Origin of the sequence: Truepera radiovictrix DSM 17093 (assembly GCF_000092425.1) — a bacterium.
Lineage (GTDB): Bacteria > Deinococcota > Deinococci > Deinococcales > Trueperaceae > Truepera > Truepera radiovictrix.
On the sequence record NC_014221.1, the window covers coordinates 2155852 to 2176590 of the forward strand.

Here is a 20739-nt window from a genome sequence, read left to right on the forward strand (position 1 = left end):
CAAGGTGGCTGAGGGGGGCTCGCGGCGGCGCCACACGTCGCATAGACTAGAGGCGATGCCGCCGAGCGACGCCACCGCGCCCCACACCCCCTCCCACTTGCAAAGGGAGCCGCGCGGCCGCTACGCCCCCTCCCCCACCGGCGCCCTGCACCTCGGCAACGCCCGCACGGCGCTCGTCGCCTTCTGGCACGCCCGCGCGCAGGGTGGGGCGTTCGTGATGCGCGTCGAAGACCTCGACACGAAGCGCTCGCGTGAAGCGTTCGTCGCGACCAACCTAGACGAGCTGCGCTGGTTGGGGCTCACGTGGGACGAGGGGCCGGACGTCGGCGGCCCCTGCGGCCCCTACCGGCAGAGCGAGCGGTTTGGACGCTACGAACGGGCGCTAGCGAGGCTCGAGGCCGCCGGCCACCTCTTCGCCTGCTACCTGTCGCGCAAAGACCTGCAGGAGCTCGCGAGCGCGCCGCACGGCGCGGCCCCCGTGTACGGCCCTGCGCAGCGGGCACTCAACGAACGCTTAGGGGCCCAGAAGCGGGGGGCGGGCAAGGCGCCCAGCCTGCGCTTTCGCGCCCCACCGGGTCAGGTCGCCTTTACCGACCTGCTCGCGGGCAGCGCCACGTTCGACGCGCAGCGCGACGTGGGCGACGTCGTCGTGCGGCGCGCCGACGGCGAGTGGGCCTATCAGCTCGCGGTGGTGGTCGACGACCTCGAGATGGGTATCACGCACGTCGTGCGCGGCGACGACCTCCTGCCGAGCACCGGCACGCAGCTGCTGCTCTACCGGGCGCTCGGCGCGCCGCCGCCCACCTTTTTGCACGTGCCGCTGCTTTTGGAGGCGGACGGGACGCGGATGGCCAAACGCAAGGGGTCGCTGACGCTCTCGGCGCTCAAAGCGGCGGGCGTCCGGCCCGAACGGGTGGTTGGGCTGCTCGCGTACAGCCTAGGGCTCCTCGCCGAACCCACCGAAGTCAGCGCGCAGGAGCTCACGGCGTCGTTCGACGTCGGCCTGTTACAACGCGAGGCGTTCCGCCTGGACGAAGGGGGTCTCGGGTGGCTCTACGGCCGTTAGCGCCTGAGCGCTCTCGAGCCTCACTACACCCCGTGGCGGGCAGTTGTCCAGGACGGCGCCGCCAACGCAGCAGACCCACGGGGGAGCCCTTTTGGCAGGCTACCGCGCCGTCCACCCCAGATCTAACATCTGCGCCGACCCCGTGACGCCCCACGCCGCTTCCGAGCAGAGGAACACGACCGAGGCGGCGACGTCTTCTGGCTCCAAGAGCTTTTTGATAGCGACGTTCTCGAGCAGCACCTTCTGCTCGACCTCCTCGGGCGAGATGCCGCGCGTGCGGGCCTGGTCCTGGATCTGGTTGTCGACCAGGGGCGTGCGGACGTAAGCGGAGCAGAGCGCGTTGCAGGTCAGGCCGTAGGGGCCACCCTCTAGGGCGGTCACCTTGGTGAGCCCCAAAAGCCCGTGCTTGGCGCTGACGTAGGCGGCCTTAAAGGGGCTCGCGGTAAGAGCGTGCGCGCTCGCGATGTTGACGATGCGCCCGTGCTCCGCGGCGGTCAGGTAGGGCCAAGCGTACTTGGTGAGCAAAAAGGGCGCGCGGAGCATCAGAGCCAACATGGCGTCCCAGGTCTCCTCGGGAAAGTCGGGGATGGGGTCGATATGTTGAAAGCCGGCGTTGTTGACGAGGATGTCCAGCCTGCCAAAGTGCGCCGCGGTCTCCTCGACCACCCGGCGGCACGCCGCTCGCTCGGTGAGGTCGGCTTGAAAAAACCGCCCGCCGACCGCCTCCGCGACCGCTTGCCCCCCCTCTGAAACGTCCACCACGGCGACGCGGACGCCGCTTGTAGCGAGCGCCTCCGCGCACGCCCGCCCGATGCCGCTGCCGCCCCCCGTGATGAGCGCTACTCGGTTCTCCGTCATGCTCCCTCCCAAAAAGAACGTCGCCCCATCCTAACCGCTCGTTGCTCACCCCTCCCGCGAGATCGCCGTTTCGGGCTACACTGCCCCTTTGGAGACCCTTATGCCCGAGCCCAAACCCGACCTCACCGACCGCCCCGCCGCGCTGGGGTTTGCCATGCCCCCCGAGTGGACGCCGCACGCCGCGACCTGGACGAGCTGGCCCTTCGACGACGCCCTCTGGGTCGGCCACTTAGCGGCCGTCCGGGAGGAGTTCGCCGCCTTGGTCGCCACCGTGGCCCGCTTCGAACCGGTCATCTTGAACGTGCGCGACGACGAAGCCGAGGCGAGCGCGCGCGCCGCCCTGGAGCGCGCGGAAGCCCCCATGGCGCAGATCACCCTCCACCGCATGCCCTTAAACGACGTCTGGTTCCGCGACAACGGCCCGCTCTTTATCCGTAACGCCAAAGGCGAGGTGGCGCTCACCGATTGGCGCTTTAACGCTTGGGGGGGCAAGTACGCCCCCTGGGACGAGGACGACCGCGCCCCGCAGCGCGTCGCTAAGACCCTCGGGATGACCCGCTTCGCGGTGCCCTACGTGATGGAGGGGGGATCGCTGGAGCTCAACGGCCAGGGGGTCTGCCTCACCACGCGTTCGTGCCTGCTCTCGCCGGCGCGCAACCCCGAGCTGACCCAAGGGGAGATCGAGACCCTGCTGCGCGACGTCTTGGGCGTCCGGCAGGTCGTCTGGCTGCCGGGGGGGTTAGAGGGTGACCACACGGACGGCCACATCGACACCATCGTTCGCTTTACCGACGACCGGACGATCGTCTGCGCGGTCGAGGCCGACGAGGACGACCCCAACTTCGCGACCATGGCGCACAACCGGGCGCTGCTGGAGGGGCTGCGCGACGCCGAGGGCAACCCCTACCGGGTGGTGCCGCTGCCGCTACCGAAGACGCGCCTGGAGCTGGAGGGGGTGCGGCTGCCGCCGACCTACGCAAACTTCTATATCGGCAACGGCTTCGTCGTGGTGCCGCAGTACGGCGACCCACACGACGAGGGCGCGTTGGAGGTCCTGCGGCCGCTCTTTCCCGGCCGCGAGGTCATCGGTCTGCCGTCGCGCGCGCTGATCACCGGCGGCGGTTCATTTCACTGCGTGACGCAGCAGCAACCCGAGGGGGAGATCTACCGTGATGAACGCAACTAAAGAGGCGCTCAAAGCCAGTGGCCGGCGCGTCAAACTCGCCGTCGTGCAGATGAGCTGCAGCGACGTCTTGGAGGAAAACTTGAGCAAAGCCGAGCGCTTCGTGCGCGAGGCGGCCCAAGCAGGGGCGAACATCGTCTTGCTGCAAGAGCTCTTTGAAAACCTCTACTTCCCGCAGCTCGAGCGCGAGGACCTCTTCGCGCTCGCTCACCCCGTGGACGAGCACCCCTTTTTGGAGCGCTTCGGCGCGCTCGCCGGTGAGCTCGGCGTGGTCTTGCCAGTGTCGTTTTTCGAGCGCGCCAACCAGGCCTACTTCAACAGCCTGATGATGTTCGACGCCGACGGCTCGCCCCTGGGCGTCTACCGCAAAAGCCACATCCCCGACGGCCCCGGCTACGAGGAGAAGTACTACTTCAACGTCGGCAACACCGAGGTCAAGGCGTGGGGGACGCGCTTCGGCAAGATCGGCGTGGCGATCTGCTGGGACCAGTGGTTTCCCGAGGTCGCCCGCCTGATGGCGCTGCAGGGCGCCGACCTGCTCCTCTACCCCACCGCCATCGGTTCGGAGCCGCAGGAGGCGGGGGGCCTAGAGACCCGCGACATGTGGCAGCGCGCGATGCTCGGCCACGCCGTCTCGAACTGCGTCTACGTCGCTGCGGCTAACCGCGTCGGGCAGGAGGGCGAGGCGCGCTTTTACGGCTCGTCGTTTATCAGCGACTACAAGGGCGAGAAGCTCGCCGAGGCCGACCGGGACAGCGAGACGGTCATCTACGCCGACCTCGACTTCGCCGCCGCGCGCCGCTTCCGCGCGGGCTTTGGCTTTTTCCGGGACCGGCGCCCCGAGCTCTACGGCCGTCTCCTGACGCTCGACGGGGAAACGCAACCCCGAGAAAGATGAGAGTACACAAGCAAAGTAAACCGTTCACCGCAGCGCGCGCGGCTCGCGAGCGGGGGCCGCAGGCCCGCTACGGAGTATCGAAGGGTGAAGGTGCTATAAAAAACCTCACACTTTATGCCGTGTAGGGTGTAAGACGCAGCGTCGGTGTAACGTGCGGACGATCCAGGGGGTGCTGGGGTTGCTGACAAACGGCCTGAGCGCACCCTACTCACCCGCTGCCGAGGCGCGAGGGCGCGGTCCAAACGCGCGTTTGAGATGAGAAGAAGATGTAAGAAGCTTCACAGTTTCGCCGCCCATCTGTTACACTGCACGCGATGTTCTGGTCTCGCCCTGTCCTCGCGTTCGGCGCCGCACTGACGCTCGTCACGGTGGCCGCAGCTCAAACCACGTACGTCGTGCAACCGGGGGACACCCTAGTGGGGCTAGCAAGAACGCACAACACCACCGTCGAGGCGATTCTGGCCGCCAACGACCTCTCGGGTACCGATCTGCTCGCGGGCGCGACGCTGGTCATCCCCGACCCCGCGCGCTACACCGTCCGTTCGGGCGACACCCTGAGCGGCATCGCCCGAACGGTCGGGTTGCCCGTCGAGGAGCTTATGGCGCTCAACAACCTCACCGACACGCGCATCACGATCGGGCAGACCCTCGTCGTGCAGCGTCCCTCCGCGGCGAGCGAAGCGGCCGCCGCGCCCCTGACGGTCGAGGTCGCGCGGGGTGAGTCGCTCTGGGTGATCGCCAACCGCCACGGCGTCAGCGTCGAGGCGCTCGCCCGCGCCAACGGCCTCTCCCCCGAGGCCAGGCTGCGCGTAGGCGACCGCCTGACGGTACCGGTCGCCTACGCGGGGAGCGCCGGAACGGCCGACAAAGGGGGTGGCGCCGAACCGCGCGTCACCGTCGCGGCCGGCGAATCGCTCTCGGAGATCGCCGCGCGCCACAACACCACCGTCGACGCCCTTATGAGCGCGAACGGCCTTACGAGCGACATCCTCAACCCCGGCGAGACGCTCCTCATCCCCCCCGCGTCACCCAACGTCGACGCCGGCGCGCCCGGCATCATCTGGCCGCTGCGGGGCGTCATCACCTCGTACTACGGCCCCCGCAACCTGCTGGGCATGACCTACCACTACGGCATCGACATCGACGGCGACGTCGGCGACCCCATCGTCGCCGCGATGTCGGGGACCGTCACCTATAGCGGTTGGCTGGGCGGGTACGGGTACCTGGTCATCATCCAAGACGGCGACATCGAGTACTACTACGCGCACGCCTCCGAGCTGCTCGTCTCGGTCGGGCAGTGGGTCGAAGCGGGGCAGGTGATCGCCCGCGTCGGCGCGACGGGGCGCGTGACCGGACCGCACCTGCACTTTGAGATCCGCATCGGCGGTCAGCCCGTCGACCCCCTGCCCTACCTCGAGCGCACCGCTCAGCTACCCTAGACCCAGTAGGCGGATGAGGCGTAGCGCGCGAATGCGGGGGGCTGCGGCAGGACCTGCGCGCCACACCCTCGCTCGCCCCTCACGCAAAACACCCCATCCCTTTGCTCACGACGCCCAAGCCTCACCCTACAGGGCGAGCGGCATACCGCCTGCACGACGCGCGACGTCGCTGGGGGTCTCGAAGGTTGGCGCGCTCCGCATCAGCTGTCACCTGGACGCCACCTAGATGCCATTCGCTTACAGACCTTTACACTAAAGCTCATGGCGGCCCCGGCTCCCTTAGATCCCGACACGCACCGCCAGCGCGCGCAGCAGCTTCTGCGGGCGTTTGGCCTGACGCACTTTCGCCCCGGACAACAGGAGGCCATCCTCGGCGCCCTCAGCGGACGCGACGTGCTCGCGGTGATGCCCACGGGCGCCGGCAAATCGCTCGTCTACCAGCTCCCCGCGCTCGAGGGCGCGGGGCTGACGGTCGTCGTCAGCCCGCTCATCGCGCTCATGGGCGACCAGGTCGCGAGGTTGCAGCGGCGCGGGGTCGCCGCCGCCGCCTTAACGAGCGCGCTTACCGAAAGGCAGCAGGCGCAGGTGTTTGGGGCGCTCCCTGAGCTGCGGCTCCTCTACCTCTCCCCCGAACGGCTGCAGAGCGCTGCGCTGCGGCGCGCCCTCGTCCGGATACGCGTCGCGCGGCTTGTGGTGGACGAAGCGCACTGCATCTCGAGCTGGGGCCACGACTTTCGACCCGACTACCGCCGCTTGGGTGCGCTGCGGCGCGCGCTGGGTACACCCCCGGTGACGGCACTCACCGCAACCGCGACCCCGGCGGTCCGCCGCGACATCGCAGCCTCGCTCGCGCTCGAAGACCCCCTCGAGGTCCTCACCGGCTTCGACCGGCCGAACCTCGCCTACCGCGTCTGGTGGGCGCCTTTTGAGCGCCTCAAGCTGCAGCTCGTCGAGCACGCCCTCCGCGCGCAGCCGGGAGCGAGCATCATCTACGCGGGGACGCGCGCGGGGGTGGAGCGCCTCAGCGCGCACCTCACAAGCCGTGGGATAGCGGCGCGCCCCTACCACGCGGGCATGGCGGCAGAGGCGCGCGCGGCGGTGCAACGGGCCTTTTTGGAGGGTCGGGCGCCCCTTCTCGTCGCCACGAACGCTTTCGGCATGGGGATCGACAAACCCGACATCAAGGCCGTGCTGCACGTCGACCCGCCCACCTCGCTCGAGGCCCTCTACCAGGAGGCTGGGCGCGCCGGCCGCGACGGCGAGAGCGCCCGCTGCACCCTGCTCGTCGGCCCCGGCGAGCTCGAGCGCCAAGCGCGGCGCGTCGCGCTCAGCACCCCCACGCTGCTCGACCTCAAGCGGCTCTGGGTGCTGCTGCGCAACCACGGGGCGTTCGGCGCGGCGGCGCCGCCGGTCACGGCCGAAGGGGCTGCCGCGGCGCTCGGCCTCGGCCGGGGCAAACTCGTCGGCGCGCTCGAGCTGTTGGAACGCCACAAGGTGATTCGGCTCGAGCGGCAAAGGGGCGCGCTCACGCTCGCCCTGGTGGGCCCCACCCCACCCCCGCCCGAGGCTTTCGAGGCGCTGCGCGCCGACACCTTGGCGCTGCAAAGGGCCAAAGCGGCGCTCTGGGAGGCGGTGCGCCGTTACGCCCTGACGCCCAGGTGCCGCCGCGCGCAGCTCCTCGCCTACTTCGGCGACGAGGCGCCGCCAAGGGGCGCGTGCCGCTGCGACGTCTGCACGACCGAGGGGCGCACCCCGCTGCTCGGCGACGCTGCGCGGGTGCTGGGGCGCTGCACGCGGCCGCGGCGGCGGCGCGCGCTCGACGGGGCGTTTGCCACCCCGTTGGAAACCGAGGCGCTCCTAGCTTGGCTGCGGCGCGAGGGGTACGTGCGCGCGGCGCTCGGCTGGTACCGCGCGAGCGCCGCGGGGCGGCGGGCGCTGGCGCGCGCCGAGGTGAGCGCCCGGTGACCCCCCCGAAGGCCGCACACGAACCCCATAAGCTCGTCGTCGTCGGCGATATTCACGCCCAAGAGGCCAAGTTCTGGCACCTCTTGCGGCGCGCCGGGCTCGCCGACGCCGCGCGTCAGCCGACCGCTGCCCTGCGCGACCCAGCGACTCGGCTCGTGCTCCTAGGCGACCTCGTGCACGCCAAAACCCGCGCCGCCTACGCGGCGCTCATCGGTGAGGGGCACTACGACGAGTTCCACCCCCCGCACCTGCAGCGGGCGGAGCGGGCACAGGAGGCGTTTTTAGGGCGCCTCAAGGCGTTTTGCGACGCGGCACCCGGCCAGGTGGTGATCCTGATGGGCAACCACGACTACAGCGCCGCGACCGGCGAGAGCGGCCCTTTGCGCTCGGACGACCTCGCCCACCTCGAGTGGCTCCCCGGCTACGGCAACCCGCTGCCCGCGGCGCTGCGCGACTGGATCCTGAGCTGGCCCAGCGAGGTCGTCTTCGGCGGGGTGCACCTCGCCCACGTCGGCCCCTACCCCGAGCACAACCGCTTCGACGCGGGCTTTTACCTCGAGAACCGGCGCGACTGGATCCTCGAAGACCGCGACCTGCTCGCCGCCACCCCCTACCGCTTGGGCGTCTACGGGCACACCCCCGTGCGCGGCGGGGTGCACTTCGCCTCGCGCGGCCGGGCGCTGCTTCTCGACATGAACGGTTACCGCAACGAGTACGCCTTTCTCGAGCTGACCCTCACCGAGGGGGGGCCTTGCCTCGAGCTGCAGGGGTGCTTTTTTAGCGAGCGCCTCTAGGCCCCGGGGCGCGTGATAAGCTACCCCATGACCGCTCCAGGCTCCTTTATGTCCACCCTGACGGCGACCGAGGTGTGCACCTACACCCTCGTCTGCGGCGGCAAACCGGTCGGGAGCCAACTGCTACGCACCACGGCGCGGCGCGGCGAGGTGGCGCTCGAGGCGCGCCTACTCCTCCAGGGCGCGCTCGGCCACTACACGGTCACGCAGACGAGCCGGCTCGAGCTGCCGACGCTGCAGAGCGTGTGCTTCTCCGAAATCACCGAGGCGCGCGACGGGCGCCGCACCTTCGACCTCAGCTTCGACGCGGGCAGCGGCCTCGTGCGCGCGGTGCGGCGCGTCGGCGCGCAGAGCGACGCGGCCGATGTCCCCTACGTGCGCCCTTACAGCGACCCTTTGGGACTCCTTTACCGGCTTCGGCAGCACGTCGCTCAGGCTGTAGCGGGCGACGTCGCGCCCACCGAACGCGTCCCCATGCTCGGCAAAGACGTCCTCATCGAGCGCCATCCCCCCACCGAGGTCGAGACCGCGCTCGGCGTGCGCCGCGCGTTCGCGCTCATCCTCTCACCGGGGCCGAGCTACGTCTACATCGATACGGCTCCGCCGCACCCCATCGTGCGCCTCACGCAGCGTTTGGAGGGGGCGCTGCTCGACGCCTTCTTGGTGCGCATCGCGCACGAGGCGCTCCCGAGGGAGAGCGCTAGGGAGTGGGGACGCGCTCGCATCCCGCCGGGGCTCCCCGAGGTGCCGGAACCTTTCACGCCGGAAAGCCCCGAACACGCGCCCGGCGCCCGCCCCGCTCGGCGCCGCAGGCGGGGCGGCAGGCGCCGGCGTAAAGAGACGCCCTAGAGCATTTCCGCCCCGCAGCACCCTGCGGAGCACAGCGACCGTAGCAGGTATCTTTCGGTTAGCCACGCTCCAAACCGCCCAACTTTCCTCTAGCACTTACATTTTGAAGATGACCTCCTGGCTACCTCTGCGGGGTGGACCTGCACGTTACGGTGCGTGGTTGTGGGTACCGCTAACCCAAAGCGGCGTACAGCACCCCCGAAAGCGCCGCAGCGAGCAGCCCGAGCAGTGCGAACGCCAGCACGAAGGTTAGGAGCGCCTGGCGCGCGCGGTAACCGTGCGCTTCAGAGAGCATGGCGACGTTGACGAACGCGAGCCAGAGCCACAGCCCCCAGGAGAGGAGGACGAGCACGCCCGAGACCGCCCCCGGAAAAGCGTCCCCGAAAAGCGCGCCGCCGACAAAGCCCACGGCAAAGAGCAGCAGGCGCGCCTGAAAGCCCGCCAGCAGCGGCCACGCGAGCGCGTGCACGACCGCGGCGTAGGTGCCGCCGCCGCCCAAAGGCCGCCCGAAGCGCAGCAGGAGCCACCCGAGGCCGAACGCGGTCATAAAGCCCCACAAGGCCCCCTGCAGCGCCGCCCACAGCCAGAGCAACGGGGGCCAAACTAACGGGGCGCGCTCCCCGAGCCTCGGCGGCTCCCCACCGAAGACGGGCCACGTCTCGCTCGCGAAGTCCACCACCCCGCTCAGCCCCCCCGCGACCACCGCGACGGTCGCCGCAGCCAAGAGCGGCAGGCCGCGAACGCGCCGCAACACCCCCCTCGGTTCCGCCCACACCTCACGCCACGGCCACGACCTCGCGAGCATACGTCCCTCCCAACGCGGTGCTACAGAACGTCGTTTCGTAAAGTGTAGCAGCTCGCGAGCGAGCAGGTGCTTCACAGCGGCGCCGCCCTGCGCTATGCTGGAACGCTCCGCCATGACGACCCCCTCCACCCCCCACCCGGACTACGCCCGCAGCCTCGAGTACCTCTTCGCCCAAACCCGCGCGGGCGCCCCCCGCAGCGCCGGGCGGATGCGCGCGCTGATGGCGCAGCTAGGGCTCCTCTCGCCCCGCAACGTCATCCACGTCGTCGGCACCAACGGCAAAGGGAGCGTCGCGGCGGCGCTCGCCGCCGCCTACCAGGCCGAGGGGGTGCGGGTCGGGCGGTTTCTGTCGCCGCACGTCTCGGACTTTCGGGAGCGCATCGCCGTAGATGGCGAAGCAGTCAGCGAGGCCGAGGTCGTCGACTTCGTGGCGCGGCTTAAAGCGCGCGGCCCCCTCGAGCTCGCCGGCGCGCCCCCCGCCTTTTTCGAGCTGACCCTCGCTCTGGCGTTGGAGCACTTCGCGCGCCGCGGCGTCGAGGTCGCGGTGGTCGAGGCGGGGGTCGGCGCCAAGCACGACGCCACCCGCGCCCTCGAAAACGTCCGGAGCGTCGTGCTGACCAACGTCGGGCGCGACCACCTGGACACCCTCGGCCCCACGCTCGAAGACGTCGCTCGGGACAAAGCCGACGCCATCCGCCCCGGCGTGCCCATCTTGAGTAGCGCCACCGGCGAAGCCGTCGCGGTCCTCGCCGAGGTCGCCTCGGCGCGGCGCAGCCCGCTCTTTCTCGACCTCCCCAAAAGCCGCCTTTTCGAGCTGCCAACCGGGGCCGCGCCGCGCTCGCCGACCCAGGAGCGCAACGCCCGCCTGGCCGCTGCGGCGCTCCGGTTGGCGGGGGTGTCGGAAGCGGCCATCGCCACGGGGCTCCAGGCGACGCTGCCGGGGCGCGCCGAACGCTTCTCCCTCCACGGGCGCGAGGTCTTGCTAGACGGCGCGCACAACCCCGACGCTGCAGAAGCGCTCCTCGAGCTCGCTCGTCCCCCCTTCGTGCTGGTCTTCGGCGCCCAACGCAAAAAGCTCGGCGAGGAGACGCTGCGGGTTCTGGAGCCGCACGCCGAACGGGTCGTCATCACGGACGTCCAGGGGGAACCGAGCGCGCTCGCACAGCCGGGGCGAAACCACATCCCGGAGCCCCGAGAAGCGCTTCGGGAGGCGTTGTCGAGCGCTCCCAAAAGCGCTCAGGTGCTCGTCGCCGGGTCGTTCTACCTCGCCGGGCAGCTGCGGCCCTTGTTGCTGCAGAGCACCCTTGGCGCAGGTGCCTCGGGGACGATATCTGCTAGACTCTCCCCGTGAGTTTGTCCCCCGTCGCCGTGCGCGTGCTGGGCGCACTGCTCGAAAAAGCGCACACCACCCCCGAGAACTACCCGCTCTCACTGAACGCCCTCGTGCTGGCCTGCAACCAGAAGACGAGCCGCGACCCCGTCACCGCCTACTCGGAGCGCGACGTCGAGGAGGCGCTGCAAGGGCTGCGCGACCGCGGCCTGGTGAGCTCGAGCCAAGGGGTGAGCGAGCGCGTGGTCAAGCATCAGCACCGCCTTGAGGAGGCGCTCTCCCTCTCGCGCCCCGACCTCGCCGTGCTCGCGGTGCTCATGCTGCGCGGCCCTCAGACCGCCGGCGAGCTGCGCAGCCGCACGGAGCGCTACACGCACTTCCCGGACGTCGCCGCGGTCGAGGCGAGCTTACGGCGGCTCGCCGAACACCGCCCCCCGCTCGCTCGCGCCGAAGCGCGCGCTCCCGGCCAGAGCCAGACCCGCTGGGTGCACCTGCTCGGGGCAGACCCGGAGAGGGCCAAACCGAGAGCGCGCCCGGCTGCCACGCCACCTGCAACCGACGGCCCGACCCTGGAGACGCTGCAAGCGGAGGTCGCGACGCTCAAGCGGCAGGTGGCGCGGCTCTTACAGCACGCGGGGCTCGAGGAGTCTATGACGGCCGATGACTTTAGAGAATAGGGGCGGTGAACCTCGTGCAAGGTCGTGTCTACACCGTTGTGGGGTTGGCCGAAAGCGAGCGCACGTTAGCGGGACATGACACTTTAAGCTCGGAGACGCGCACACCTTCCCCGCCGACGCGCCGCTCGCGGTCCCCAACCGTTTGCTTTACGGCCTCGACGACACCGCGCGCCGCGCTAGCTTCGCCGAAACGCCCGCAGCGGTCGACCTCAGCGCGTTCCCATTTCTCGACCTGGCCCAGAAAGGGCACGCGACGCGCGTGTTCACCGTGCCCTACGGAACGTTGAACGGGCCGGCCCAGACCTTGCCGGACCCACCCAACGCGCTCGGGCCCTCTTTTTGTGCCGCGAGTTAGGGGGCTGGACGCGCTCGGTGGCGCGGTGTCCCCGCCTCTCCAGAGCGCGAGGCGCGCTGCCAAGCCTCGTGACCATAGCTACCTACCCCAGGGAACGCTTGATCACGCTCCTGCGCGACCGGACGCCCGAAACGCACCCCGAAGACGCCGCGCTCGGCTGGACCTCGCACGCGCTGACTATCGCGCCTTGCTCACCGCCCCAACCGCGGCCCTTCTCGCCGTGAGATGCGTCTACGGGCTTTCGCGGGGCGGGCTCGAGCGGGCTTTCGAGGGTTTCCATCACGACGCCCAAGCGGGGACGTCACGCGCCAAAGAGGCGTTGCGGCGACGACACGAACGCGACTTCAGCGAAGCTGACGTGGCGCTGGCCAAACAGGTCGCTCGAGCCTACGGGATCCACCGCACCCCTCCCCGGACACCTCCTGGGGGGCTAACACCCGCTATACTCAGCTTTACGCGAGCGCCGAGAGCGCTTTTTTGTTTGGAGTCTTCATGTCTGGCAAAGTCGGTTTTGTAAGTCTGGGCTGCCCCAAAGCCCTGGTGGATTCCGAGCGCATCTTGACGCAGCTGCGCGCCGAAGGGTACCGCGTGGTGCCGAGCTACGACGAGGCCGAGGTGGTGGTGGTCAACACCTGCGGCTTTATCACCCCGGCGGTCGAGGAGTCGTTAAACGCCATTGGAGAGGCTTTAGCGCACACCGGCAAGGTGATCGTCACGGGCTGTTTGGGCGAGCGCCCCGAAAAGATCATGGCGCGGCACCCGAGCGTGCTGGCGGTGACGGGCCAAGCGGACGTCGCGGGCGTGATGGCGGCCGTGCACCGGGTCCTGCCCCCCGATGACAATCCCTTTACCAGCCTCGTGCCGCCTCAGGGGGTCAAACTCACCCCGCGCCACTACTCGTACCTCAAGATCGCCGAGGGCTGCAACCACAAGTGCGCGTTTTGCATCATCCCGCAGCTTCGCGGGCTGCAGGTGTCGCGCGACGCGGGCGAGGTGCTCTACGAAGCGTACCGCCTGGTCGCGAGCGGCACCAAAGAGCTCTTGGTGATCGCCCAGGACAGCAGCGCCTACGGCGTAGACCTCCGGCACCGCGAGAGCGCGTTTCAGGGGCGGCAGGTCGCGGCGCACCTCGTACCGCTCGTCCGGGAGCTCTCGGACATGGGCGCGTGGGTGCGGCTGCACTACGTCTACCCCTACCCGCACGTGCGCGAGCTCATCCCCTTGATGGCCGAGGGGAAGCTGCTCCCCTACCTCGACGTGCCCCTGCAGCACGCCTCGCCGAAGGTGCTGAGAGCGATGCGGCGGCCCGGCGGCGCCGAGAGCCACCTCAAGACCATCCGGGCGTGGCGCGCGGTCTGTCCAGAGCTCGCCATCCGCTCGACGTTTATCGTCGGCTTCCCCGGCGAGACGGAGGAGGACTTCGAGCAGCTTCTGGACTTTTTGCAAGAGGCGCGGCTCGAGCGCGTCGGCGCCTTTACCTATAGCGAGGTGCCCGGCGCAGTCGCCAACGGCTTCCCGGACCAGGTACCCGAAGCGGTCAAACAGGAGCGGTTCGACCGGCTCATGGCGGTGCAGCAGCGCATCAGCTTGGAGAAAAACCAGGCGAAGGTCGGTCGGGTGCTCGAGGTTATCGTCGACGACTACGGCGAGCTGCCGGGCGAGGTCGTCGGCCGCACCAAAGCCGACGCCCCCGGCATCGACGGCACCGTGCTCGCTACGGGCGACGGGACGACCAAGATCGGCGACATCGTGAGGGTCAAGGTGACCGGCGCGACCGCCTATGACCTCTCGGGCGAGGTCGTCTCGCAGGTCCCGTGGCGGCCGAACGTGCTGACGCTGGCCTAAGCGCGGGCGCCTATAGCGGTTTATGCAGCAGGTAGCGTCTGGTTAGAGACGCTCGCACCTTGATAAGCAGAGAAGAGGCCGCTCGGTCTGCACGTTCCGAGAGGCTACCGGTAGCACGTTCTGTGACCTGTTAGGAGACACCGATCGCGAAGGGGCGCTCGGCACCCCCGAAAGGTGTGTACGCGACCCGTCTAGGACTGGCTGTAACCTGGCTGTGCTGGCTACCGATCCGGCGCGCGTGACGTGCGTCTCACGCCGCACGGGGTGCGCGTCTTAGGGTAAGGCGAAGGAGCTCGACCCGATGGCCCAGCCCGCTGCGCGCACCCCCCGCCGCACCCTGAGCGCCGACGACCTAGGCACGCTCATCCGCCTCGTCTCCGAGGGTTACGTGGTGACCTACCGAGGCTCGAGCCTCAAGGTGCGGCGGCGCTACCGCAGGCTGATCGTCGCCCTTGAAAAGCGCCGCGCACAGGAGCTGAGCGTCGAGGTGACCGCTAGAGGATCTTCGACAAAAACAGCTTCGTCCGCTCCTCCTGCGGGTTCGTAAAGAAGTGCTCGGGCGTGCCGACCTCGACGATCTGCCCCCTATCCATAAAGATCACCCGGTCACCGACCTCGCGGGCAAAGCCCATCTCGTGCGTCACCACGATCATGGTGATCCCCTCTTTGGCCAGGTTGACCATAACTTGCAGCACCTCGCCGATCACCTCGGGGTCAAGGGCCGAGGTCGGTTCGTCGAAGAGCATCACCTTGGGTTCCATCGTGAGCGCGCGGGCGATGGCGACGCGCTGCTGCTGACCACCTGAGAGCTGCCCCGGGTACTTGTTGGCCTGCTCGGGGATGCCGACTTTTTCGAGAAAGTAGCGGGCGCGCTCCTCGGCTTTCGACCGCCGCCACTTGCGCACCCGGATGGGCGCCAAGGTGATGTTGTCCAAAACCGTCAGGTGCGGGAAGAGGTTGAACTGCTGAAACACCATCCCGGTTTCGCGGCGGATCTGATCGATCTTTTTGACGTCATCGGTGAGCTCGATGCCGTCGACGACGATCTTCCCCTCTTGGTGCTCCTCGAGCCGGTTGATGCACCGGATCAGGGTCGATTTGCCCGACCCCGACGGCCCGATAATCACCACCACCTCCCCTTTGTTGACCGACAGGTTGATGTCTTTAAGGACGTGAAAGTCGCCGTACCACTTGTTGAGCCCTTCGATCTCGATGATGCGGCTCCCCCCCGCGGGGGCGTCCGCGCGCACGTTTTTGGTCTCTTTAGCTTCGGAGACGACCGTAACCATCTCTCCTCCTAACGCGTGCCGACGCCCAACTCTTTCTCGAGCTGCCGGCTCGCCACACTCATCCGGTAAGCGAAAAACCAGTACACCACGGCCAAAAAGAGGGAGAGCTCGAGGCGTATACCGCCGACGACCTGCAACGAGGCGTTTTGCTGCGCGACGATGTTGTGCACCTGAAAAAAGTCCGCCAACCCGACGATCAGCACCAGCGAGGTGTCCTTAAAGAGCCCGATCGCCTGCCCGACGATCGCCGGGATCACCGCCTTGAGCGCCTGCGGCAGGATAATGAGCCGCATCGCTTGCCACCCCGAGAGCCCCAGAGCCCGCGCCGCCTCGCTCTGCCCCTTGGGCACGGCTTGAAGCCCGCCGCGCACGTTCTCCGCCATGTACGCCGCCGAAAAGAGCGTGAGCGCCACCAGCGCCCGCGTCAGCGCGCTCACCCGCTCCGGACCGACGTTGAAGATGAGGGGCACCATGAGCGAGGCGATAAAGAGCCAAGAGATAAGGGGCGCCCCGCGGATGATCTCGATGTAGGCGATGCAAAAGAGCTTGATCGCCGGCAGCTTGCTGCGGCGCCCCAGCGCGAGGGCGACGCCGATGGGAAAACTCACCCCGATCCCCACGAACGAGAGCACGAAGGTGAGCATCATCCCGCCCCACTCGCGGGTCGGGACGACGCGCCAGGGGCCCGAACGCACCCCCGGCAGCCCGTAGAGGAGGAAAAACGCCCCCACGAAGGCCGCCGCCCAGAGCCAGGGGAGCGCCCGTTTGAGCGGTGCCGAACCCTGCAGGGCGCTGCCGAGGGCAAACCCGAGCACCGTCGCCACGCTCACCCCGACGTACGGCCAACGCACGCTCTCCCAAAAGAGCAGCGCCACGAGCGTGAGGAAAAAGACCAGAGCAGCGAACTGCCAGAACACCCCGCGGAAGATGCGCCCGACCCCGTCGGTCGCGGCGCCCGCCGAAAGGCCGAGCAGCAGCATCCCCACCCCGACCGCGGCGAGCGGGCGCCAGAGCAGTTCGGCGGGGTAGCGAAAGACCGCGAAGAGCCGGAGGTTGTTCCACACCTGCTGCCACGACGCGCCCAGGAACACCCAGCTGAGCAGCCCGTAGAGGAGCCAGGCCAGAAGCGCCGCGACGAGCACCGTGGTGATCGCGTTCGGCAGCGAGCTAAAGAGGTTTTTGCGCAGCCACGCGCCGGCGCCCGTCTGCACCGTAGGGGGGGGACGCGCGACCACCTTAACGCTCCACCAGCGCGAGGCGCTCGTTGACGATATTCAGGATAAAGGCGAAGATCAGGCTGATCGTCAAGTACCCCGCGATGATGATCAAGATGATCGGCACGGTCGCCCCCGTCTGGTTGGCGACAATGCGCCCGATCGCAAAAAAGTCGGGGTAGGTAATTAGCAGCGCCAAAGACGAGTTTTTCGTGAGGTTGAGGTACTGGCTAATCAGCGGGGGCAAGATGATGCGCAGCGCCTGCGGAAAGACGACCAGGTTAAAGGTCTGCGCGTCGCTCAATCCGAGCGACTTGGCCGCCTCGCGCTGCCCTTTGTTGACCGCCTGGATCCCGCCGCGGACGATCTCGGCGATAAACGACGCCGTGTAGATCACAAGCCCCAACAGCAGCGCCATAAAAGCCGCCGTGAGCCGGACGCCCCCCTCGTAGTCGGAGCGGGGGATCGTCGGCACGCTGAGCACCAAGGGGCCGGTCGGCAACACCTCGACGGTCGCTTCTAATGCCCCCGTCTCCGCCGCCTCATCACCGCTAGCGGTCGGCGTGCGCGGCGCTCCGAAGAGCGCCGCGGGGCTCGCCGACGCCGCCGGCGGGGGCGCCGCCTCGGCCTCCGCCGTCTCCGCCGCCCCCCCGGCGCCGACCGGCTCGAACTGCGGCATCCGGAACTGCCCGTTGCGGTCGGCGACCACGCGGCGCTCAAAGTTCTCGACTGTCAACACGAGCGGCACGCCGTTAAACCCCGTGCCCGCCTCGCTCACCTCTTCGCCGGGGTCGTACTCGCCGTTGCCGTTGCGGTCTTCGTACAAAAAACCCGACGACGGGAAGTTGAGGTAGTGGATGCTGAGGCGCGACGCCGCATCGCTCTCGGGGTCGGCGAAGGTGACCTCGGCGGCGCCGACTTCGTGGTCGCGCAGCGCCGGAAAGCGAAAGGAGCTGTAGACGCGGCGCCGCGACTCGTTAAAGCTCTGCGTGATGTCACGCAGCTGCCCCTCGGGGATGGTGACGCGCACAGCGGCGTAGGGCAAAAAGCGCGACGAGCCCCCCTCCCCCTCGACGAACACGGTCCCGCGCCCCCGGTCCGGCAGGTAGTTCGTAGAGGTCGGCGGGAGCTCGGACGTCCTTTCGGTCACCACGTAGCCCACGGCGGCGAGCCCGAGCGCCGCCACCAGGGGCAAGAGCCACGGGTTGCCGGGGCGCTCGGAGCGCCGGATCTGCACCCACCGCACCCAGACGAGGAGGACAAAGAGCGCCACGGCGCCCACGAGCCACGGCACCCAGGCCGAAAAGCTGTACGACGGGTAGAGCCAGGGGAGCGCCAGGCCAACCTGGCTGAAGTACGCCCCGCCGGGGAGCTCGATAGGGCCCGAGATGCGCGGGGGCAGGGGTACGAGCACCGCGAAAAACCAGAACACCAGCTGCACCGCCAAGGGGGTGTTGCGGATCGTCTCGACGTAGATCGAGGCGATCTGCCGGAGCAGCCAGTTCGACGAGAGCCGCATCACCCCCACCAAGATGCCGAGGAGCGTCGCGAGCACCACCCCGACGAGCGACACCTTGAGGGTGTTTAACACCCCCACCCAGAGCGCCCGCGCATAGGTGTCTGCGGTGTTGTACCGGATGGGCGACTCGCCGATGGGGATACCCGCGCGCGCGCGCAAAAAGTTGAAGTTGGCGGGGATGTTGGCGCGCTCTAAAGCCGTCGTGACGTTGTTGTAGAGGACCCAAAAGCCCATCACCACGAGGGCCAGAAAGATAAGTTGCGCCAAGATACCGATCACTTTGACGTTGCGGTAAAACGGGATGCGTTCTTTGCCCCCGGTGGGCCGTATCGACCGCGTTGCCACGCTTTTCACCTCCCTCGGCGCCGTGCGCCCCTAAACCCAGCGCTGCAGTTTAAGCCCCCTCGTCCCGCGCCGCGTCGGCGGTAGCGTCGTTGCTCCCGCTACTGCGAGAGGCGGCGCCACGGAACGCTGCTGCAAAGACCATCTCGAAGGGCATGCACAGCTTAGATACTTAGACAAGAGGCCGTACCTGCTACGAGAACCGAAACGGGGGCAGCGACGCTGGGCCGCCGCCCCCATCAGGGACCCTCTGGTCGCTTCGCGTTTACCTAAAGGGCATGCCGTAGATGAGCCCGCCCTCGTAGTACTGCGCGTTGAGGCCGCGCGGGATGTTGAAGGGGGTGCCTTCGCCCAGGTTGCGCTCGTAGATCTCGCCGTAGTTACCGACCGCTTCGATGGCGGTAGCGATCGCGTCGGCCTCGAGCCCGATCTGCTCGACCGCGCTCGGTTCGGCGCCGAGGATGCGCTGGATGTTGGGGTTCGTCGAGGTCTCGGCGAGCTCGCGCACGTTTTCAGAGGTGATGCCGTACTCCTCGGCCTCCATCAGCCCGAAGATCACCCACTTCACCACGTCGTACCACTCGTCGTCGCCGTGCAGCACCGCCGGGGCGAGGGGTTCTTTGGAGATGGTCGCGTCTAAGATGCGGTGCTCTTCGGGGTCGCTCAGCGAGATGAGCAGGCTCGCCAACCCCGACTTGTCGGTCGTCCAGGCGTCGACCGCCCCGTCGTCGTAAGCGGCGACGAGCTGGTCGGAGGTTTCAAAGATCACCGGCTCGTACTGGATGTCGAGCGCCGACATCACGTCGGCCAAGTTGAGCTCGGTGGTGGTGCCCGACTGCACCCCGATGCGGCGGCCCTCGAGGTCCTCCAGCGACTCGATCCCCGAATCGCGCCGGACCATAAAGCCCTGGCCGTCGTAGAAGATGACGGGGCCGAAGTTGAGGCCGACTTCGGTGTCGCGGCTGCTCGTCCAGGTGGTGTTGCGGATCAGCACGTCGACCTCGCCCGTCTGCACCGCCGTAAAGCGCTCCTGCGCCGAGAGCGGCCGGTAGGTCACCGCGTCCGCGTCACCGAGCACGGCCGCGGCGATCGCCTTGCAGAAGTCGACGTCGAAACCCTCGTGCTCACCCTCCTCGTTGACCGTCCCAAAGCCCGGCAGCACGTCGTTGACGCCACACACCAGCGAACCGCGGTTACGCACCTCGGCGAGTTTGCCCTGCGCCTGCGCGACCGTAAAGGAGGCGATAAGAACACATAGCGCGCTACCGACGAACCATTTCCGCATGTTTTCCCCTTTCACGTTTGGTGCTTGCCGACTACCTTACCGTTTCGCCCGCCCCCTTGTAAAGCTGTCAGGCGCTGCTTCGCACGTTGTCCCTGCGCGAGGGGGCCCCCGGATAAAAATACACCAAAAAGGGGCGCGCCGTTTGAGATGATGCGGTGCGCCGTACACGTTTCGGGTGACGCGGCGCCATGGGCATGGGCCACCCGGGTGCAGCGGCGTAGATAGCGAACCCCTACCGCAGCTTAGCCCTCCTCTCGTGAGGGCTAGCTAGGGTAGGGGTTTCGCAGCGGGCGCGACGTTACGGCCGGTTCAGCCCACCTGCGCGGTCGCTTCCGGCGGGCCCGAGCGCTGCGCCTTGCCCTCCGTGCGCGCGCCTTCTTGCGCCTCGGCCTCCTCACGGGCGTCGAGCTTCGCCTTGATGCGCTTTAACACCGTGATCTCTTCGAGCGCGCGCTGATCCAAAACGCTGCGGATGTCTTTGATCTGCTGCGCTACCCCGGGGATGACGATCTGCTCGAGCGCATTGACGCGGCGCGAGGTCTTTTTGATCTCCTCGCCAACCAGGCGCAAGCGCGTCTCGGTCGCGGCGACCCGGACGAGCGCCTCGGTGAGCGCCCGAAACTGCGAGGCGGCCTCGAGCGTACGCGCCCCCGCCCCGACGGGCGAAAAGGGGAGCGAACGGTCAAAGGTCGGCGGTTGCACCTGTGGCACCTTGACCCCGAAGAGGTTTTCAACCTTGACGTCAAGATCAAGCCCCGTCCGAGCGGCGAGGCTGAGGCTCTCGACCGCCTCGGGGCCGTCCCACGCTTTGGCGAGAAACAGGCTAAAGTACGCCTCGCGGCCCGCTTGGTTGAGCGCGCGGCGCGCCTTTAAAGAGGCCTGCACGAGGCTAAAAAACTCGCCGATGAGCGCGTCACGTTTGCGCTTTAAGAGGTCGGCGCCGCGGTTGGCGAGCTTGAGCTGCTCGCGGCGCTGCAGCAGATTGGATCGGGTCGGGGCGATCGTTTCGGCCATGGTTCTCCTTTT

Annotated in this window: 18 protein-coding genes; 11 read left to right on the forward strand and 7 right to left on the reverse strand. The window is 68.3% G+C overall.

Going from position 1 to position 20739, the window contains the following annotated elements; all coding sequences use genetic code 11:
- Positions 1–55: 55 nt before the first annotated feature.
- Positions 56–1066, forward strand: a complete 1011-nt coding sequence (gluQRS, locus tag TRAD_RS09900) for a tRNA glutamyl-Q(34) synthetase GluQRS (protein WP_013178478.1) — start codon at positions 56–58, stop codon at positions 1064–1066.
- A gap of 99 nt (positions 1067–1165) precedes the next feature.
- On the opposite strand, the gene TRAD_RS09905 is transcribed toward gluQRS, so the two are convergent.
- Entirely contained in the window at positions 1166–1924 is a 759-nt protein-coding gene (locus TRAD_RS09905; protein WP_013178479.1) for a 3-hydroxybutyrate dehydrogenase, read from the reverse strand.
- Between the two features lie 100 nt (positions 1925–2024).
- On the opposite strand from TRAD_RS09905, the gene TRAD_RS09910 reads away from it, so the two are divergent.
- The 6 genes from TRAD_RS09910 to TRAD_RS09935 all read left to right on the forward strand — a co-directional run bounded on the left by TRAD_RS09910 (position 2025) and on the right by TRAD_RS09935 (position 9052).
- Positions 2025–3110: an agmatine deiminase family protein gene (locus tag TRAD_RS09910; protein WP_013178480.1), complete on the forward strand. Its 1086-nt coding sequence runs from the start codon at positions 2025–2027 to the stop codon at positions 3108–3110.
- A complete protein-coding gene (gene aguB / locus TRAD_RS09915; RefSeq protein ID WP_013178481.1) occupies positions 3097–4005 on the forward strand; it encodes an N-carbamoylputrescine amidase in 909 nt (302 codons plus the stop codon). The genes TRAD_RS09910 and aguB overlap by 14 nt, the downstream gene beginning before the upstream one ends.
- 314 nt (positions 4006–4319) lie before the next feature.
- Complete coding sequence (locus TRAD_RS15310) at positions 4320–5444, forward strand: LysM peptidoglycan-binding domain-containing protein (protein ID WP_013178482.1); 1125 nt, start codon at positions 4320–4322, stop codon at positions 5442–5444.
- 261 nt (positions 5445–5705) lie between these two features.
- A complete protein-coding gene (locus tag TRAD_RS09925; RefSeq protein WP_013178483.1) occupies positions 5706–7409 on the forward strand; it encodes a RecQ family ATP-dependent DNA helicase in 1704 nt (567 codons plus the stop codon).
- Complete coding sequence (locus TRAD_RS09930; RefSeq protein WP_013178484.1) at positions 7406–8203, forward strand: metallophosphoesterase; 798 nt, start codon at positions 7406–7408, stop codon at positions 8201–8203. The genes TRAD_RS09925 and TRAD_RS09930 overlap by 4 nt, the downstream gene beginning before the upstream one ends.
- Before the next feature lie 27 nt (positions 8204–8230).
- On the forward strand, positions 8231–9052 hold the full coding sequence (locus TRAD_RS09935; protein WP_041947236.1) for a hypothetical protein: 822 nt from the start codon (positions 8231–8233) through the stop codon (positions 9050–9052).
- A 172-nt stretch (positions 9053–9224) separates the two neighbouring features.
- On the opposite strand, the gene TRAD_RS16360 is transcribed toward TRAD_RS09935, so the two are convergent.
- Entirely contained in the window at positions 9225–9857 is a 633-nt protein-coding gene (locus TRAD_RS16360) for a hypothetical protein (protein WP_013178486.1), read from the reverse strand.
- A 112-nt stretch (positions 9858–9969) separates the two neighbouring features.
- Between TRAD_RS16360 and TRAD_RS09945 the strand changes: the two genes are divergently transcribed.
- The 4 genes from TRAD_RS09945 to TRAD_RS16085 all read left to right on the forward strand — a co-directional run bounded on the left by TRAD_RS09945 (position 9970) and on the right by TRAD_RS16085 (position 14611).
- Positions 9970–11208, forward strand: coding sequence for a bifunctional folylpolyglutamate synthase/dihydrofolate synthase (locus TRAD_RS09945; RefSeq protein WP_013178487.1), 1239 nt, complete (start codon positions 9970–9972; stop codon positions 11206–11208).
- The gene (locus tag TRAD_RS09950) at positions 11205–11864 is read left to right on the forward strand and encodes a YceH family protein (RefSeq protein ID WP_013178488.1); all 660 of its coding nucleotides are present in this window, start codon (positions 11205–11207) and stop codon (positions 11862–11864) included. Before TRAD_RS09945 ends, TRAD_RS09950 begins: the two co-directional genes overlap by 4 nt.
- A gap of 847 nt (positions 11865–12711) precedes the next feature.
- Positions 12712–14064: a 30S ribosomal protein S12 methylthiotransferase RimO gene (gene rimO / locus TRAD_RS09960; RefSeq protein ID WP_013178489.1), complete on the forward strand. Its 1353-nt coding sequence runs from the start codon at positions 12712–12714 to the stop codon at positions 14062–14064.
- Between the two features lie 301 nt (positions 14065–14365).
- Positions 14366–14611, forward strand: a complete 246-nt coding sequence (locus TRAD_RS16085; RefSeq protein ID WP_013178490.1) for a hypothetical protein — start codon at positions 14366–14368, stop codon at positions 14609–14611.
- Here the strand turns inward: TRAD_RS16085 and TRAD_RS09965 are convergent.
- The 5 genes from TRAD_RS09965 to TRAD_RS09990 all read right to left on the reverse strand — a co-directional run bounded on the left by TRAD_RS09965 (position 14559) and on the right by TRAD_RS09990 (position 20727).
- Positions 14559–15353 (reverse strand): amino acid ABC transporter ATP-binding protein, encoded by a 795-nt coding sequence (locus TRAD_RS09965; RefSeq protein ID WP_013178491.1) that lies wholly within the window; start codon positions 15351–15353, stop codon positions 14559–14561. The genes TRAD_RS16085 and TRAD_RS09965 overlap by 53 nt on opposite strands.
- Positions 15354–15361: 8 nt before the next feature.
- Positions 15362–16588, reverse strand: coding sequence for an amino acid ABC transporter permease (locus tag TRAD_RS09970; protein WP_013178492.1), 1227 nt, complete (start codon positions 16586–16588; stop codon positions 15362–15364).
- 1 nt (position 16589) lies between these two features.
- Positions 16590–18431, reverse strand: a complete 1842-nt coding sequence (locus TRAD_RS15315) for an amino acid ABC transporter permease (RefSeq protein WP_013178493.1) — start codon at positions 18429–18431, stop codon at positions 16590–16592.
- Between the two features lie 262 nt (positions 18432–18693).
- On the reverse strand, positions 18694–19713 hold the full coding sequence (locus TRAD_RS09985; RefSeq protein WP_013178494.1) for an amino acid ABC transporter substrate-binding protein: 1020 nt from the start codon (positions 19711–19713) through the stop codon (positions 18694–18696).
- A gap of 309 nt (positions 19714–20022) precedes the next feature.
- The gene (locus TRAD_RS09990; RefSeq protein ID WP_013178495.1) at positions 20023–20727 is read right to left on the reverse strand and encodes a V-type ATP synthase subunit D; all 705 of its coding nucleotides are present in this window, start codon (positions 20725–20727) and stop codon (positions 20023–20025) included.
- Positions 20728–20739 lie beyond the last annotated feature (12 nt).

Excerpts from the sequence above, each read along its gene's own strand:
- gluQRS (WP_013178478.1), top strand. The coding sequence starts at position 56 with ATGCCGCCGAGCGACGCCACCGCGCCCCACACCCCCTCCCACTTGCAA.
- TRAD_RS09905 (WP_013178479.1), bottom strand. The coding sequence starts at position 1,924 with ATGACGGAGAACCGAGTAGCGCTCATCACGGGGGGCGGCAGCGGCATC.
- TRAD_RS09910 (WP_013178480.1), top strand. The coding sequence starts at position 2,025 with ATGCCCGAGCCCAAACCCGACCTCACCGACCGCCCCGCCGCGCTGGGG.
- aguB (WP_013178481.1), top strand. The coding sequence starts at position 3,097 with ATGAACGCAACTAAAGAGGCGCTCAAAGCCAGTGGCCGGCGCGTCAAA.
- TRAD_RS15310 (WP_013178482.1), top strand. The coding sequence starts at position 4,320 with ATGTTCTGGTCTCGCCCTGTCCTCGCGTTCGGCGCCGCACTGACGCTC.
- TRAD_RS09925 (WP_013178483.1), top strand. The coding sequence starts at position 5,706 with ATGGCGGCCCCGGCTCCCTTAGATCCCGACACGCACCGCCAGCGCGCG.
- TRAD_RS09935 (WP_041947236.1), top strand. The coding sequence starts at position 8,231 with ATGACCGCTCCAGGCTCCTTTATGTCCACCCTGACGGCGACCGAGGTG.
- TRAD_RS16360 (WP_013178486.1), bottom strand. The coding sequence starts at position 9,857 with ATGCTCGCGAGGTCGTGGCCGTGGCGTGAGGTGTGGGCGGAACCGAGG.
- TRAD_RS09945 (WP_013178487.1), top strand. The coding sequence starts at position 9,970 with ATGACGACCCCCTCCACCCCCCACCCGGACTACGCCCGCAGCCTCGAG.
- rimO (WP_013178489.1), top strand. The coding sequence starts at position 12,712 with ATGTCTGGCAAAGTCGGTTTTGTAAGTCTGGGCTGCCCCAAAGCCCTG.
- TRAD_RS16085 (WP_013178490.1), top strand. The coding sequence starts at position 14,366 with ATGGCCCAGCCCGCTGCGCGCACCCCCCGCCGCACCCTGAGCGCCGAC.
- TRAD_RS09965 (WP_013178491.1), bottom strand. The coding sequence starts at position 15,353 with ATGGTTACGGTCGTCTCCGAAGCTAAAGAGACCAAAAACGTGCGCGCG.
- TRAD_RS09985 (WP_013178494.1), bottom strand. The coding sequence starts at position 19,713 with ATGCGGAAATGGTTCGTCGGTAGCGCGCTATGTGTTCTTATCGCCTCC.
- TRAD_RS09990 (WP_013178495.1), bottom strand. The coding sequence starts at position 20,727 with ATGGCCGAAACGATCGCCCCGACCCGATCCAATCTGCTGCAGCGCCGC.